This is a genomic window from Embleya sp. NPDC025285, from assembly GCF_055558835.1.
Genome location: NZ_JBVHLU010000076.1, coordinates 41,891 through 57,456, shown reverse-complemented (window position 1 = coordinate 57,456; position 15,566 = coordinate 41,891). Strand labels below are relative to the sequence as shown.

The window sequence follows — 15,566 nt, the reverse complement described above, 5'->3', positions numbered from 1 at the left end:
CCCCCCCCCCCCCCCCCCCCCCCCCCCCCCCCCCCCCCCCCCCCCCCCCCCCCCCCCCCCCCCCCCCCCCCCCCCCCCCCCCCCCCCCCCCCGCTGCCATGAACCCGTGACCGATTCCAGCGCCGCCGCGCACCCGTCCGCCGCTCCCCCACAAATGCAACTGGTCACCGGACGCCACGACCAAGCCGTGGCGGACCTCACCAGCAGACATCTCGCCGCACGCCTGCCCCGCCTGATCGCCACCACCTTCCGCCTCGCCTGGACCGCGGACCCCCGAGCGCTGGTCACCCTCCTCGCGTGTCAGCTCGGCGCGGCGTTGTGCGCGGCTTTCGGCCTCGCCGCCACCACCAGTGCCCTTACCGGCCTCCTCGCCACCACCCCCACCACCGACCGACTGCGCGACACGGCACCCGGTCTGCTCGCCCTGATCGCGGCGTTGATCGTCCGGTCGCTGCTCACGTCGGGAGCGGTCGCGGTCCAGGCCCGGCTCGCGCCCCGGCTCGGCCGCGTCGCCGAGGTTCGCGTCATCGAGGCCGCCACCGCGGTGGAGGCGATCGCCTACGAGAGCCCCGGCTTCGAGGACGCGTTGGACGCGGCCGACACCGGCGCGGCGAACGTGCGCAACCTCCTCGCCGATACCGTCGACCTCACCGCCGCCGCCCTGACCCTGACCGCCACCGCCGGCGTGCTGGGATTGCTGCATCCGGCCCTGGTGCCGCTGCTGCTGCTCGCCGCGGCCCCGCGCGGTTGGGCGGCGATACGCACCGCGCGGATCACCCACACGACCGCGCACGCCACCCGCTCCGACACCCGACTGCGCAACACCCTGCGCTCCTACATCACCGCCCGCACCACCGCCCCCGAGGTCCGCACCGCCACGATGCGCCCGTTCCTGATCGGCCAGTACGAGCAGGTCGCCGAACGCCTCGAACACCAGGCGGTGCGCCTGGCCGTGGCGTCCCTGCGGGTGCGGATGACCGGCGACGCGATCGCCGGACTGCTGACCGGCGCCACCTGGGCGGCGCTGGTGTGGCTCGCCGCGAGCGGCCGCGTCTCCCTCGCCGCCGCCGGCGCCGCCGTGGTCGGCATCCGCGTCGCGTCCGCGGCCGTCGACAGCATGGTCCGGGCCGCCGCGAAGGTCTTCCACACCGGCCTGTACGTCGACGACTGGCGCACGTTCCTGGCCGACGCCGAACAATGGCGCACCACCCGAGGAACCACGGCCCTCCCTACCGCGGGCCCCGCTCTCGTGCGGGCCGAGGCGGTCTCCTTCACCTACCCCGGGCGTGACACCCCCGCCGTCGCGGACCTGTCCCTGGAACTGCGGCAAGGCGAGGTCGTCGCGCTGGTCGGCGAGAACGGCTGCGGCAAGACCACCCTGGTCAAACTCCTCCTCGGGCTCTACCTCCCGGACACCGGCACCGTCACCTGGGACGGGGTGAACACCGCCGACACCGACCCCGAACAGCTGTGGGCACACGTGGCGTCCGTACCGCAGGACTACACCCGATGGCCCATGAACGCCCGCAACAACATCGACCTGGGGCAACCCGCACCCCGCGGCGACCGGGCCGTCCACGAGGCGGCCGAAGCCGCCGGCGCCGACACCGCTGTGGCCGCGCTCCCCGACGGCCTGGACACCAGCCTGGCCCGTTCCTGGTGGGGCGGACACGACCTCTCCGGCGGCCAATGGCAACGCATCGCCATCGCCCGCGCCTTCCACCGCGACGGCGCCCTCCTCGTCCTGGACGAGCCCACCGCAGCCCTCGACGCCCGCGCCGAACACCACGTCTTCACCCGCCTGCGCGCCCTCGCCGCAGGCCGCACCACCGTCTTCGTCACCCACCGCCTCGCCAACGTCCGCACCGCCGACCGCATCATCGTCATGAACACCGGACGCATCGTCGAGACCGGCACCTTCGACGAACTCGCCCACGCCGGCGGCCTCTTCAACGAGCTCTACAAACTCCAACAGGGCTGACCCGACGGACCACCACCGCAACGACCCGCCCGGCCCATAGCAAGACATGCGAAACGGCGCCGCCCCGAAGGTTCGGGGTGGCGCCGCGACACGTCGAAGGTCGGTGAGCGTTGCCGCCTCACGGCGGAAGGCACACCGTGGCTCCAGCCGAACCGGTATTCCACGGAGGCAATGGTTGGGCCCGGGGGCACACCCTCACCGACGAGAACCACAACCGGCACCGTCCCGGGATCATTCCCCGCTGCCGAGCCGCGCCCGTAGTCCAGGCCGTGGCGGACCCACCCGGGGGTGGGCAGGCGGTTGCCGCGCGGCCCCACCCCCGCGTGGGCCGCGCAGCAACGTGGGGCGGCCCGCCGTCCCGAGGGGGGTGCCGCGTGGGGAAGGGCGGGCCGACCACAACCACCGAACGTCTCTCGGGGAGGAGAGGCCGCCGGTGGCCGCGGACATTACCCGCCCGCCCCGACACGAGACCCTCCGTCGGGGCGCCGGCGGGAACCGATGGGCGTGGCACCGGTGCTCGGGAAGGGGCAAGGCGCCCGTCGGGTCGGCGGCACGTGCCGTCACCCGGGGCCGGGTGGCTCGTTGTGCCGACCGTGAAGGTCCGGCGTCCCCCCGTCGCCGGGCCCGCACCACACCCGAGGGCCCCTCCCCCGAAGCCACCGGGAAACGGGAACGGTCGGCGCCGGTTGCGCGACACCGGCGCCGACCACCCCGACCGCCAACGCCGATCCGTCGCCGCTCGGCCCGGACCTTCTTCCCACAGACCGGCCGCACCACGTTCGACGAGGCGCCTCGAGCACGTCGCCCGGTCCCGCGTTCGGCATCACAAACGCGGCTCCCACCGCTCCCCGCCCAAAGCCTCCTCCACCAGGCGAACCGCACGCTCGGTCGCCGCAGCACGCGCACCCTCGACCTCGTACATCCGCAACACCGCCCCCACCACCGAGGCCGGCACAACCGGGCCCAGCTCCTCGCGGGCGGTGCCGTACCCGTGACGCGCCGCCGCCAACGCCGCCGACACATGCTGACGCGCCATCCGCGCCAGCACCACCGGATACCTGCGCAGCAGAGCGTGCCCCCGATAGCCGGGCGGGCACAGATCGAACAACCAGGTCACAGCCGTCGCCTCCCAGCCCTCGACACCCGGCGGCCGCACCACGGGCGGCCACCCCGGCGGCGCAACGCCGACCCGGCCCCGCAGCTTCGCCGGGGCTCCCTGCTCGGCGAGGACGCGGGCGAAACGACTCGGACGCTCCCACGCCGGAGAGTCGTCGCCGCCATCGTCATTGCCGTACATATGTTCGATTATCGGTTTCGCCGGCCGAAAAGGCACGCCGTCGGCGTGTCCCCTCCCGCCTCACCAATACCGGGGGCGCCCGCCCGGTGATCCGTCCGGGCGAAATCGAGCCGACCCACTGGGGCGTCGCGGCAACGACCGAGGCGCCGTACGTACCATCGAACGCATGTCCGAAGCACTGCCCGAACGCCTCCGCCCCCTGCTCGACCACCAGCTCGCGTTCGAACACACCCACCTCGAATGCCTACGCATCGCGGCCACCGACGACACCGAGGCCCTGGAACGGGCCCGGGCCGCGCGGACGACCGCCATGTGGGCACTGATCGCCGCCCGCAAGGAAGCCGGCGCAGCCGGCGCCGAGGACCGCGACGCCCTCAAGAAGGCCGCCATAGCCGTCCTCGCCGACGAGGGCACCTCGACCTGATCGAACGCCGGCGCGCGGGACGCGGGCGCTCGTCGCAGAATCGACGGGTGGACCGGCCCGGAGTACACGCCTACCTCGAACTCGCCGACGGCACCGGCGCCGAGGTCACCCTCGACCTGTTCGACTGGCCCGACCCGCGCAGCGCCATACCGGTGGCCTGGACCGCGGTCGTCGACGACGGCCCGGTCCTGCCCGAGGGCACCGAGGGGGTCCTGTACCCGGACGAAGAGAGCCCGGTCGACGGCCACCCGTTCGTCGTGATCGTCTCCGCCGACCGGGTCTCGCAACTCCGCGGCCGCGAATCCTGACCACCCCGCGAGACGCGGCACCGAGCGCGCGCGGCGCCCGAGCGTGTGATCGGGCGCCTCCTCCCCCGCCGGAAGGAGACGCCCACCCACCACAAGCCATCCCTCGCCGGTCGGGAAACAGGGGGAACAGCGCGCCACCATGCCTGCCCCACCCGCAACGACCCGCACGCGCCCGACCGGGTGAACCCCGATACCACCGCCCGGGCTGGCGTCAGCCCGCAGCCGGCCGAGCACCCTCGCCGAACACCGGCACGTCCGCCGGGACCACGTCCTCGCGCAGACGCAACAGTCGGATCGGGTGACGCCACTTGCCGTCCTCGAAAGCGGAGTCGACCGCGATCTCCGCGACGAGTTCGGGAGCGACCGGGATCATGGGGTGTCTTTCGCGGGAGCCCCAGGACGGCGAGAACGAGCGACCGTGCCAAGGGTGGTCGGGCGCGGCCGGTGTCAGGCGCTTCACCAGTGCGGCGTGGACGCGGGGGTCCAGGACGGTGCTGCGGCCCACGAACCGCAGCAGGCCTGCCTCGTCGAACCGGCCGAACAGGACGGTGGTCGGATTCGCCGGGCTCCCGGCGACCGCCCCGACCACCGCTTCCGTCGTGTCTCGCGTTCGGTACTTGCGCCACCGACGCTCCCCCGGCAGATAACGCAAGGCCGGGTCCTTGATCATCAGGCCTTCGAGGCCCGCCGGCGCCCATTCCCGCATCCACCGCTCGGCCAGGGCACGGTCGGTGGTGGAGGGGCACAGCGCCCACGGCGGGCCCAGGGCGTGTTCGGCAAAGAGGTCCTCCAACACGGCGCGGCGGGTGGTTTACGGCAATGCGGTCAAGTCCCGGTCCCCCAGGCGCAGCACGTCGAACGCCACAAAATTGGCCGGGTGTTCGCGGGCGGCGCGCAGCGCTGCGGCGCGGGTGCGGTTCATCCGCCGCTGGAGCAGGTCGAACGCCAGCTTCCCGTCGTGCCAGACCACGAGCTCGCCGTCCAAGAGCACGTCCACGTCGGGCAGGTCCCGGTCGGCGGCTCGGGCGATGTCCGCGAACGCGTCCGACAGGTCGGTCCCCCGGCGGGACACGACCCGCGCCGGGCCGCCGGCCGGGCGGGCCACCCAGGAACGGAACCCGTCCCACTTCGGCTCGAACACCCCCGCGTGTGGCAGGGATTCGACCGGGGCGGCCAGTATCGGCTCGGGCGGGACGATGATCGTCATGGGCGGCCGGTACCACGCGGGGCCGCGCCTCACGCCGGTGTCAGTGGTGGGTGATCCACCACACGATCCAGCCGCCAGCGGCGCTTCCGGCGCCGGCGGCCAAGCCGCGCACCGCGTTTACGAGAAAGGATCGGGCGGCGCGCACCAGACGGCCTCGAACTGCTGCGGCAGGATTGGTAGTGGGCTGGTCCTCGTTCACGATGGTCTCCCCGTGTGGGTGCGAACCCCGGTCGGGTTCGTGTCGTCCCATCGGGCTATTACGGAGGTTCTTCCGGCGACCGCCCCGGGGGGCGGGTGTCCGTCTCTAGGCTGCTGGGTTGCACAGCGCGGGTATTCCGGCGGTAGTCCGGACCGGATCCGGACCGGACGAATCGAGGTGGGCGTTCGTGGCGGGCGATGCGGGCGGCAGGGCGAAGGCCGCGAAACTGGCGCGGGCGCTAAAGGAGTTGCACGAACGGGCCGGATCCCCCACGTACGCGAAGCTGGTCCGACAGGGCGCCGAACAGCATCCGCCGGTGGTGTTGAAGGCCTCCGTGCTCAGCGACTGGTTCAACGGGCGCGGTGTGCCGGCCGATCCGGGCCGGTTCGCGTTCCTGGTGACGTGGCTGGAGCACGAGGCCGCCCGCCTCGACCATGCGTACGTCGCGACACCGACCGCGGCGTGGGAACGTCTGCGGAGCGAGGCCGTACGCGAACGCCGACCCACCGGACGACCCCACACACCACACAGCGGCGAACCTTCCTCCGCCGACACAGGGTTCGTGGGTCGGCCGGTTCGGGAGTTCACGGATCCGTTCGCGCTGGAGGTGCACCACGCCATCGACGCCCCCGAACACGCCCGAGCCGAAATGCCGGTGCTGCCGGTGTACGTGGCCCGCACCCACGACCTGGTGCTGCGCGAGGCGGTGGAATGCGCGGCGGCAGGGGAGAGCGCGATGGTCACGTTGGTCGCCGGGTCGTCCACCGGAAAGACCCGCGCGTGCTGGGAAGCGCTCCAAGGCGTGCCGGACGGGTGGCGGTTGTGGCATCCCCTGCACCCGGGCCAGGCCGAGGCCGGCCTGGCCGGGGTGGGGCCTCGCACGGTGGTCTGGCTCAACGAGGCCCAGACCTACCTCGAACCCGCCGGGGCCGGGCAGCGGATCGCCACCGGCCTGCGCGAACTGCTCCACGACCTGCGGCGCGGACCGGTCCTGATCCTGGCGACACTGTGGCCGGACCCCTTCTGGACCACCCTCACCACCAGGCCCCCCGCTGGTGCCCCGGACCCGCACGCACAGGCGCGGGCCCTGCTCACGGGCACCGACCTGCGCGTGCCTGAGGTGTTCGCCGGTGACGATCTGGACGCGGTGCGCGCTCGGGCGGGTGAGGACCTGCGGTTGGCCAAGGCCCTCACGAGTGGGGGCAACGGACGCATCACCCAGTTCCTGGCGGGCGCGCTCGCCCTGCTCAAACGCTTCGAACTCGCCCCGACCCACGCCCGGGCGGTCCTCGAGGCCGCCATGGACGCACGCCGCCTAGGACACGGACCCGTCCTGCGCCAAGCGTTCCTCGAGGACGCCGCCGACGCCTACCTCACCGACCACGAATCCGACGCCCTCGACGACGACTGGTTCGAACAAGCCCTCGCCTACGCCACCACCCGTGTCCAAGGCGCGGTCGCGCCCCTGACCCGCATCCGCCCCCGCCGACGCACCCGCGACACCACCGGCAATGACGAACTCACCTACCGCCTGGCCGACTACCTTGAACAACACGCACGACGCACCCGCAGCGCCGGATGCCCCGGCACTTCGTTTTGGGACGCTGCGCACGACCACGCCCACACGCCCGCCGACTCTCTCAACCTCGCCGGAGCCGCCCGGGAAAGATTGCGGCTGCGCCACGCCGAACGCCTCTTTGGCAGAGCAATCGTCGCTGGCAAACCAGGCGCGTTGCTAGGACTGGCCAAGCTGCGGGAAACCGCCGGTGACCGCGACGCCGCCGAGCGCCTGGCCCGCGAAGCGGTCGAAACAGGGCACCCTCACGCGCTGACGTGGCTAGCCGCAACGCGGGAATCCGCCGGTGACCGCGACGACGCCGAGCGCCTGTACCGCCAGGCCGCCGACACCGGAGACACCCACGCGCTAAAGCGACTGACCGAACTGCAGGAGAAGACTGGGGATCGTGACGGCGCCGAACGGCGGTACCGCCAAGCCGCCGACACCGGAGACACCCACGCGCTAAGGCAGCTGGCTCGGATGCGGCGCGAGGCAGGTGATCACGACGGCGCCGAACGGCTGTACCGCCAAGCCGCCGACGCCGGAGACTCTTTCGCACTGGAATGGCTGGCTCGGATGCGGGACGACGTGGGTGATCACGACGGCGCCGAACAGCTGTACCGCCAAGCCGCCGACGCCGGGCGCATGTATGCACTGGCGTGGCTGGCCGAGTTGCGGGAGGACGCGGGTGATCACGACGGCGCCGAACACCTGGCTCGCGAAGCCGCCGACGCCGGGAATTGCTTCGCACTGGAGTGGCTGGCCGACCTGCGACGAGCGGCTGGTGATCATCACGGCGCCGAACGCCTGTACCGCCAAGCCGCCGACGCTGGGTCCCTCATAGCGCTGGGGTATCTGGCCGACCTGCGACAGGAGGTGGGTGATCACAAGGGCGCCGCAAGTCTCTACCGCCAGGCCATCGATGCCGGGGACACCGAAGCACTGCTGCGGCTCGCCGAGTTGCAGGAAGATGCGGGTGATCACGACGGCGCCGAACACCTGGCTTGCGAAGCCGCCGACGCCGGAGACACCCACGCGCTAAAGCGGCTGGCTGAGCTGCGAGAGGAGACAGGCAAACGCAACAGCGCAGAGCGCCTGCGCGCGTTGCTCCGATGTGGTCTCGACGCCGAGGACGACATGTCACCCGTCGACGGGTAGACCGACGTCGGCCCCAGAGCAGGCAAGGTGGGACTCCGGGTCGAACCGGTGGACGAGCCGGACGGGCTCAGGCCCAAGCGCGCCTGCGGAGTTGGCCTTTGAGATCGCGCTCGGCTTTGCGGCGGCATACCGGGAGTGGGTCGCCCGACGGGAAACTCGACACCCGCACTCGCAGTGACTTCCTTGACCGCGTCCTGCCCTGCCCTGCCCCCGCAATCGACCCTTCCGAGGAACACCACGGCACTCCGGTCGAGACACTGCCGACTTCGACGTCGGTTGCCTTCACATTGGGTGCTTTGAGTTCGACGATCAGGTGTCGCACTCGGTCGTGTTCTTGAGTGCTGGCGCTGAGCATGAGGTCGACGCGGGCGAGCCGCCCGTCCTCGGTCCGCACCGATCCGTCGGCGGGGGTGTCCAGTCCGACGACACGGCGGTGGTGCTCCAGCACCTTGGTGAGACCGATCTCGCTGCTGGTCATCATGTTGAACTCTTCGCCGAAGAGCCACAGCCCGCGCTCGATGATCTTGTGGAGGTGATCCCTCTCGTTGACGTGTCGAGAGGCGTCCTCGTCGAAGATCAGATGTTCGAGGGCGGTGAGGAACTCGAGGCGGGCGGTGATTTTCGAGGAGGCCCGGATGATGCTGCTGAGACTGGTCTTCTCCAGGAGTGCGTACAGGCTTGTCGCCTCCTCCTCCCGCACCACCGGCGTGACGCGCTTGTCGGCCGGAAGGCGGGCGAGTTCCCACGCGAGCAGGTGCGGATGGAAGGAGAGGGCGTCCAGGTCAGGCTCGGCCTCCAGGAGGTCGGCGGCGAGCCGGCGGCACCCGGCGAGCGAGCGCACCGTCTGCCGGCGCTCTCGTAACGCCCCCACCAGGCCGGTGGTCACCTGGCCGATCACGGACCCGACCGCGCCGGGCAGCAGCAGCGCCTGGGCGACCTCGGACATCGCCGTCTGCATCTGCTGGGGCAGCGCCTGCCCGATCCGGCCCGCCAGGCCGCGCCGGCGCAGGTACTCCTCCAGCGGCTCCCCGGGAGTGGTGGCAAATGGCCTGGACAAGCAAGCGGTGGCCTCGACGGAGTGTCGTCGGGGCCACCGCTATCGACGGGGATCAGCAGGTTCCTCCGGCGAGCATCATGCGGGTGGGGAGCCAGGTTCGCGGGAGGCAGACCTCGCCGAAGTCGGGGTCTTCGACTTCCTCGATCCCGGGTTCGGCCCTCACCACGTATCGCTCGGTGTCCTTGGCAGGTCGGGACGCCGTATCGGCGGGATGCGTATCGGTCGCGGTGGACGGGAGTGCGGCAGGGATGCTCGCGGCCCAGCGTTGCTCGTCGCGGGGTTCGCCCTGCACGCGGTGGTGCAGCATCAGGAACCGCACGGCTTCGTCTTCGTCGGCGCCGGCGGCGAACCGCCACCAGAAGGCGGCGGGTTCCGAGCGCCCGGTCAGGTAGAGCAGGCACGAGAACACCACGGCCCCGGCGGGAACGCGCTCGTTGACGAATCCGGTCAACAGCTGGCCTGTGTTCGGGCGGCCGATCACGTGGCGGCACAGGCGCTCGAGTTCGGCGGCGGCCCGGTGTTGGTCGGTGGTCGTGTCCGTCAGCGCGGTACCACCGGTCGGGGGTGGCACGGGGCCCGATCGGGCGAGTGCGGCGGTCAGGCCTTCCTGGACGATGCGCGAGACCAGGCGTTGAGTGGCGGCCGCGGGGTCGTAGTCCGCGAAGGCCTCGTCGAGGGTTCGGCGTTGCTGTTGGAGAGCGCGGTCGAGGGTGTTCATGCGGTCATCCCCCGGGGAGGGTGGGGCCGGGCCGAATCCAAGGCGACGCTTGCGTCGAGGACGGCGGCGAGTTGCCTGCGGGCGGTGTGCACGTGGGATCGGACGGTGGAGATGGTGACCCCCAGGTAGTCGGCGACGTCGGGTACCGGAATCTGCATCACCAGGTGCAGTCGCGCGCAGGCGGCCCGCTTGCTCGGCATGGCCGCGATGGCACCCACGACGATGTCTTCCAAGGTGGTGCGTTCGGGAACGAAGGCCGCGGGATCGCCCAGGGCGTGCCCGATGGCTTCGACGTCGGGCGCGTCCGGCGCGGTGTAGTCGACGTAGACCTCGGAGCGGATGTATCGCCGCCTTCTCCAGTCGACGATCTTCCCCTGGAGCACGCGGAACGCGAGTGCCCGGGGCGGGTTGGTGTGGTCGAGGCTGTTCCAGCGCGTGTACAGGCTGAGCATGGCCTCGGAGACGACGTCGTCGGCGTCGTGGGACGACCTCAGCCGTTGCCGCGCGTAGCGGGTGAGCGCCGGCTGTTGGGCGCGGGCGAACTCTGCGAAGTCCGGGCGCTCCGGGTTCGCGAACGGATCGGATGGTCGGAGGTCGGCGGGGCGAGGCGTGGGGACGGGTGGTGCGGGGTGGTTCTCGATACGCCGGGTCAGGAGATGGAAGGCGAGTCGGATCGGTGGGGCGGGGTTTCGCAGCAGGTCGTCCCACTGCTCGAAGAGCGTCACCATGACGTCCGCGACCGCGCCTTCGGCGTCCTCGAGGGAGCCCAGGTGTTGGTAGGCGTATCGGGTCATGGTGACTTGGTGGGTCTGCACGAACGCGATGAAGTCGTTGGGCAGGAGATCGGTGAGGTCGATCGGGTCGTCGAGGGCCCTGTCGGGCACGACCTGGTCGGGGCGTTCGTTCATCGTCCCCTCCCGCGCGCGGATCGTGCCGAGTGGTGGGATCGGCCGAGAGTGCGGCCGGTTTCGACCACCGCGATCGCGCGTCGCCGCTGGGCGCCGACGAACGCGCGCAGGACCACGACGAGCACGCCTATGACGAGCCAGAGTTCTCTGGCCCGGTCGGGCCCGATGTTGCCATTCAAGACGGCGGTCCTTCCGGAGTGAGTGGGGGCGCTGCGTCCCCGGGGGCGCTCGGCGCGCCGGGGCGTCGCGAGCGCTTGGCCTTCACCCGTATCCCGAACGGCGGGCCCGATCTGTCCAAGTGTGGGCGGCGAAAATTTCCGCAACGTCTTTGAAAGGGCATCGGATTGGCGTGTGAGCTCGCACGATGCCGGCGACACCCGTCGGCGACATGCGCAACGGCGCCGCTCCCGGGGTGGGGAACGGCGCCGTATCGGCTGCGCCCGGCGAGGATGGGCAGCCGGCGTGGTCGTGGTCGGGGTGGGGTGCGGGTATCGGTGGTCGGCTGGGCGAGCGGTGGGATCGCTGCTTGTCGGTGGTGGGTGTTCTAGCAGTGTCCGGCGACGGTGACGCGGCAGGGAAGCGAGGGTTGGGGTACGCAGACCTCTCCGAAGTCGGGGTGCTCGACCGCCCGTATCGCGGATTCGGCGCGCGAGACGTAGGTCTCCGCTTCGCTCGTCCGCCGACCGCTGGGGGCTGCGGACGGGGTGGGGGCGGTGTCGTCGGGAATGCGGTCGGTCCAGCACTGGGCGTCGCCGGACTCGCCCTCGGCGCGGTGGTGCAGAACCAGGAACCGCATCGCCTCGCCCTGTTCCGCGCCGGCGGCGAATCGCCACCAGAACGCGGCCGGTTCCCATCGGCCGGTGAGGTAGAGCAGGCACGCGAATACGACGGCGCCGGCCGGGGCGCGGTTGCCGACGAACTCGCCCAGCAGGCGGGAGGTGTCGGGGCGGGCGATCACCAGGCGGCACAGGTGTTCGATCTCGGCGGCGGCGCGGTTGCGGGCGGCGTTCTCTTTCGTGTCCGGGCCGGAGCCGTCCGGGTCGGGGACCGGCCGTGGCCTTATCAGTGAGGCCGCGAGGTTTTCCTGGACGATGCGCGAGGCCAGACGTTGGGTGGCGGCGGCGGGGTCGTAGTCGGCGAAAGCTTCTTCGAGGGCACGACGACGCTGCTGCAGTGCGTGATCTAGAGGGTTCATATGTTCTTCCCCTGGGGTGGATGGGGCCGGACGGGGTCGACGGGGAGGGTCTCGCGCAATGTGGCGGCGAGGTCCCGGCGGGCGAGATGCAGGTGGGAGCGGACGGTGGAGATGGTGACCCCCAGGTAGTCGGCGACGTCGCAGAGCGGCACCTGCATCACCAGGTGCAGCCAGGCGCAGGCTCCGCGTTTGAGGGGCAGGAGCGCGAACGCGCGGGCGAGGGGGTCGCGTTCGGGGACGAATCGGCCGGGGTCGTCGTGTGTGGCGGCGGCCGGGCCGTCAGGGGCGTGGGCGGAGGTGAAGTCGACGCTGATCTCGCGCGTGTGCCGGCGGCGGCGCTGCCAGTCGACGGCCTTGCCCCGCACGATGCGGTACGCGAGTGCCTGTGGCGGGCTGCGGTGCTCGGTGATGAGGTCCCAGCGCATGTACATGGCGAGCATGACCTCGGAGACGACGTCCTCGGCGTCCTGGTGCAGTGCCCCCAGTCGTCGGCGCGCGTGGCGGATCAGCGCGGGCCGGTAGGCGCCGGCGAACTCGACGAACGCGTCCGTCCACGGCAACGCGGCCCGGATCTCCGGGCGTTCGGGCTCCGGGCGGTGGGGTGCCACGGCCCGACGGGCCCGAGCACGCCGGCCTGCCTGGTCGTCCAGGCGACCCAGCAGGAGACGGAAGGCGAGTTGGTGGGCCTGCTCCGGGAGTTCCTCCCAGTGTTGGGACACCTCCAACATGACATCGGACACGGTCTGTTCCGCGTCCTTGCGCGAGTCCAGGTAGCCGAGCGCGAACCGGGTGAGGCGATGCATGTGGTCGTGGAGGAACACGACGAAGTCGTCGGGCAACACCTGGGTCAGGTCGATCCCGTCGCTTTCCTCTTCCGCGGCGTCCGCGGCCGACGGGGCGCCCGAGGATCGTTCGGGGTCCGCAGGGTGGAACGTGGTGAGGAGACAGTCCGGGTCGAAGTCCTCGAACGCGTCCAGTACCTCGATCGCGCTGATGCCCAACTCGGCCATCTCCGCGTCGGTCGGATCGTACGGGTCGTCCAGCCGCTCGGGCGACTCGCTCATCGTCGTCCCCCTGCGTGCTCGCCCACCACAGGCGTGGGCCGGCCACCGGGGGCGGCGGGGTGTGTCCGGCGGCGCACCGCGACCGGACGCGGTGGACGAACGACGGTGGGCACGTCCGCGATGACGAGCACACCTATGCCCAGCCAGAAATCTCTGGCGCCGTCGGGCCCGAAGATGCCATTCAAGACGGCGATCCTTCCGAAGTGTGGAAATGCGCGCCCCCGAATGCGCGGAGAGGGAGCCGGGAGCGTGAGGGGCGCGCGAGTTGCCTTCACTGGGTATCCCGTACGAGAGGACGGCCGCGTCCAACCCAAACCGCAAAAACTTTCGAGCACCCCGAGGCGGTCGTTCCCGGCCGCACCAGCCGTGGCACTGCATGTCCGCGCGCCCAGGGGTCACCATCGAGGGTGCCTCATCGTCTCGGAACGCTGTCGGCCCAACCGGCCGATCGTCGGTCGGCGCTCATCGGTAACTCCGGGGTTAACCGTGGTTGCCTGAACCACCGTTGTTCTGAGTCGGCGCAAACGCGAGCCTTGAGATGCCGAGAGCGGAGCGGCCGACGCGGAGATCGCGAAACCCCCCGCCCCCACATCCTCGTTCCCAGGGAGTTCACCATGGCCGTCATCGAGCACACCCTCACCGCCCCCGCCCGCTCGATCGCCGGCACCCGCGACACCGTCGGTCGCTGGCTCACCGCCGGTGCCGTGACCAACACCCTCATGGCCGGCACCTACGTCGCCTTCTCCACTGTCGTCATGCCGCTGCTCGGCACCAAGGACGACGCCGACTTCGTGCACTCGATGCAGCACATCAACACCAACATCGAGAACCCGCTGTTCTTCGCCGTCTTCACCGCGGCACTCGCCACACCCGCGATCGCCGCCTGGAAGCTCCGCAAGCGCGGCGGCGGCTCAACGTACCGGTGGGCGATCGCCGCCCTTGCGCTCTACACGACCACGGTCCTGACCACCTTGGGCATCAACGTCCCGCTCAACGAGATGCTCGCCGGCGCCGGCAGCGTCGACCCGGGCAAGACCCGCGCCGACTTCGAGACCACCTGGAACATCTGGAACGGCATCCGCGCCGTGCTGTCCACCGCGGCGGCCGTCGCGATGGTCAAGGCCGTACGCCTGCACCGCCGCAACCACGCCTGACGAAGTCGTGATTCAACATCCTCGTTGCGCCGGGCCATGGGCCCGTGTCACCGGAAGGAGCGACCAAAGCGACTCGGTTCAGGATCAGCGATACGAACTGCGAGATCTCCGCCGGTCGGAACGCGCGACCGGGGGTCGGGGAGCGTTCAGGGCCAAATCGGCCTCACGCGCACGTTCGTTCCTGGAGAAGTGATTCGAACTCGAAGCATGGCTCCGTCCGCGTACATCGAACTACCCGACACTCATTGCGCCGGGCGCGCGCATGTCGATTGCGGTTCGCTTCAGCACCGGTCAGGCACGTAGCGTTTCGATCGTGCGTCTCGATCCTTGTAGTCCACACCAGCCTGATATCGACGACAAGATTGAGCGTGGTGTGGTGGCGCCGAGCGCGTGGACGTCGGGGATCCTCCGGTGCGTCGTCGGGTGCGCCGTCCCGTGCTCGCTCACCACGCCATCGAGTCGAGGGCCCATGTGCGCCGGGCGACGATCAGGCTCGGAGAGCGTCGATACCGTTCCGGTGTCAGTTCGTGATGCGTGGCGAGGAAGCCGTTCATTGCAGGTCGACATGTGCCGTCGTGGTGCTCGCCGTCTCGCGTACTTCGGTGCGATGTGCGTCGAGCACTGCGGAAGCACGAAGGGCGTGACATGCCGCACGGGTGTCGCGACGGTGGGTGCGGCAGTCCTCGGCCGAGACGATGTCCGGAAGGACACGGGGTGGCGAGGTGCTCGAGGGCGGCTCCCTCGGCGGCGAAACGGTCACCGATATCGCCGATCATCCGTTGCTCTCCGGGTCGGGGACCCTGCGGCGGACGGTTCGGTCGGCGATGGCGGCGCGGATGCCCTCGCTGGCGAGCCATCGGCCGAGGCGCCCGTGCAGCTCGGCGACCTGGTCGATGGTCAGTCCGGTCACCGGCGTCGGGTCAAGGCACAACCGAGGTTCGAGCGGTGTGCCGGCGGGAATCAGATCGGGGCGGTGCCGGCCGATGTCGTCGAGGAGGATCCGCCGGTGGTGTTCCTCGATGTGCGCGACCACGCCCGGTTCAAGGTCGATCGGGTGGACGACGACCCGCAGGAGAAGGCCGAACCCGTCCCGGACCACGCGCGCCCTGCCGGGCTGCGGCTCCTGCGGATGCCGAGGACACAGCAGGGTCTCCGCGAACGCGGCCACCTCGACATCGGTGACGTGCACAGCGACGCGTTCGAGTTGCACGGCCGGTGCGTGCATCCCCGCCGAGACGACCGTGAGCCGCCACGGCCGCGGGTGCTCCACGGGCACGAGGTGGATGCTCCAGGCGGGCAGGGTGACGGTCTCGACCGCCGCCTCGGTATCGGTCACGA

Annotated in this window: 14 protein-coding genes and 1 pseudogene; 5 read left to right on the top strand and 10 right to left on the bottom strand. The window is 71.1% G+C overall.

Going from position 1 to position 15,566, the window contains the following annotated elements:
- Nucleotides 1-106: 106 nt before the first annotated feature.
- Nucleotides 107-1,981 (top strand): ATP-binding cassette domain-containing protein, encoded by a 1,875-nt coding sequence (locus tag ACZ4FV_RS36960; RefSeq protein ID WP_402240903.1) that lies wholly within the window; start codon nt 107-109, stop codon nt 1,979-1,981.
- 823 nt (nt 1,982-2,804) lie between these two features.
- Here ACZ4FV_RS36960 and ACZ4FV_RS36955 read toward each other — a convergent pair.
- Nucleotides 2,805-3,278 carry a hypothetical protein gene (locus ACZ4FV_RS36955; RefSeq protein ID WP_465324916.1) on the bottom strand — a complete coding sequence of 158 codons (474 nt, stop codon included), beginning with the start codon at nt 3,276-3,278 and terminating at the stop codon, nt 2,805-2,807.
- Nucleotides 3,279-3,444: 166 nt separating this feature from the next.
- On the opposite strand from ACZ4FV_RS36955, the gene ACZ4FV_RS36950 reads away from it, so the two are divergent.
- Together ACZ4FV_RS36950 and ACZ4FV_RS36945 are read left to right on the top strand one after the other, a co-directional pair.
- The gene (locus tag ACZ4FV_RS36950; protein ID WP_402240898.1) at nt 3,445-3,702 is read left to right on the top strand and encodes a hypothetical protein; all 258 of its coding nucleotides are present in this window, start codon (nt 3,445-3,447) and stop codon (nt 3,700-3,702) included.
- A gap of 47 nt (nt 3,703-3,749) precedes the next feature.
- On the top strand, nt 3,750-4,010 hold the full coding sequence (locus tag ACZ4FV_RS36945; protein WP_402240896.1) for a hypothetical protein: 261 nt from the start codon (nt 3,750-3,752) through the stop codon (nt 4,008-4,010).
- 211 nt (nt 4,011-4,221) lie between these two features.
- Here the strand turns inward: ACZ4FV_RS36945 and ACZ4FV_RS36940 are convergent.
- Nucleotides 4,222-5,217 (bottom strand): annotated as a pseudogene (locus ACZ4FV_RS36940) (ATP-dependent DNA ligase).
- Between the two features lie 40 nt (nt 5,218-5,257).
- Nucleotides 5,258-5,416: a hypothetical protein gene (locus tag ACZ4FV_RS36935; protein WP_465324912.1), complete on the bottom strand. Its 159-nt coding sequence runs from the start codon at nt 5,414-5,416 to the stop codon at nt 5,258-5,260.
- A gap of 187 nt (nt 5,417-5,603) precedes the next feature.
- Between ACZ4FV_RS36935 and ACZ4FV_RS36930 the strand changes: the two genes are divergently transcribed.
- On the top strand, nt 5,604-8,132 hold the full coding sequence (locus ACZ4FV_RS36930) for a tetratricopeptide repeat protein (protein WP_465324911.1): 2,529 nt from the start codon (nt 5,604-5,606) through the stop codon (nt 8,130-8,132).
- A 67-nt stretch (nt 8,133-8,199) separates the two neighbouring features.
- On the opposite strand, the gene ACZ4FV_RS36925 is transcribed toward ACZ4FV_RS36930, so the two are convergent.
- The 6 genes from ACZ4FV_RS36925 to ACZ4FV_RS36900 all read right to left on the bottom strand — a co-directional run bounded on the left by ACZ4FV_RS36925 (nt 8,200) and on the right by ACZ4FV_RS36900 (nt 13,074).
- Nucleotides 8,200-9,189 (bottom strand): hypothetical protein, encoded by a 990-nt coding sequence (locus tag ACZ4FV_RS36925; RefSeq protein ID WP_465324910.1) that lies wholly within the window; start codon nt 9,187-9,189, stop codon nt 8,200-8,202.
- A gap of 52 nt (nt 9,190-9,241) precedes the next feature.
- Nucleotides 9,242-9,907 (bottom strand): hypothetical protein, encoded by a 666-nt coding sequence (locus tag ACZ4FV_RS36920; protein WP_402240886.1) that lies wholly within the window; start codon nt 9,905-9,907, stop codon nt 9,242-9,244.
- Entirely contained in the window at nt 9,904-10,815 is a 912-nt protein-coding gene (locus ACZ4FV_RS36915) for an RNA polymerase sigma factor (RefSeq protein ID WP_465324909.1), read from the bottom strand. The genes ACZ4FV_RS36920 and ACZ4FV_RS36915 overlap by 4 nt, the downstream gene beginning before the upstream one ends.
- Entirely contained in the window at nt 10,812-10,994 is a 183-nt protein-coding gene (locus ACZ4FV_RS36910; RefSeq protein WP_402240883.1) for a hypothetical protein, read from the bottom strand. Before ACZ4FV_RS36910 ends, ACZ4FV_RS36915 begins: the two co-directional genes overlap by 4 nt.
- Nucleotides 10,995-11,359: 365 nt before the next feature.
- Complete coding sequence (locus ACZ4FV_RS36905; RefSeq protein ID WP_402240880.1) at nt 11,360-12,010, bottom strand: hypothetical protein; 651 nt, start codon at nt 12,008-12,010, stop codon at nt 11,360-11,362.
- Complete coding sequence (locus ACZ4FV_RS36900; RefSeq protein WP_465324907.1) at nt 12,007-13,074, bottom strand: RNA polymerase sigma factor; 1,068 nt, start codon at nt 13,072-13,074, stop codon at nt 12,007-12,009. Before ACZ4FV_RS36900 ends, ACZ4FV_RS36905 begins: the two co-directional genes overlap by 4 nt.
- Before the next feature lie 614 nt (nt 13,075-13,688).
- Between ACZ4FV_RS36900 and ACZ4FV_RS36895 the strand changes: the two genes are divergently transcribed.
- Entirely contained in the window at nt 13,689-14,228 is a 540-nt protein-coding gene (locus tag ACZ4FV_RS36895) for an anthrone oxygenase family protein (protein ID WP_402240875.1), read from the top strand.
- Between the two features lie 772 nt (nt 14,229-15,000).
- On the opposite strand, the gene ACZ4FV_RS36890 is transcribed toward ACZ4FV_RS36895, so the two are convergent.
- Complete coding sequence (locus tag ACZ4FV_RS36890; protein ID WP_465324902.1) at nt 15,001-15,564, bottom strand: hypothetical protein; 564 nt, start codon at nt 15,562-15,564, stop codon at nt 15,001-15,003.
- Nucleotides 15,565-15,566 lie beyond the last annotated feature (2 nt).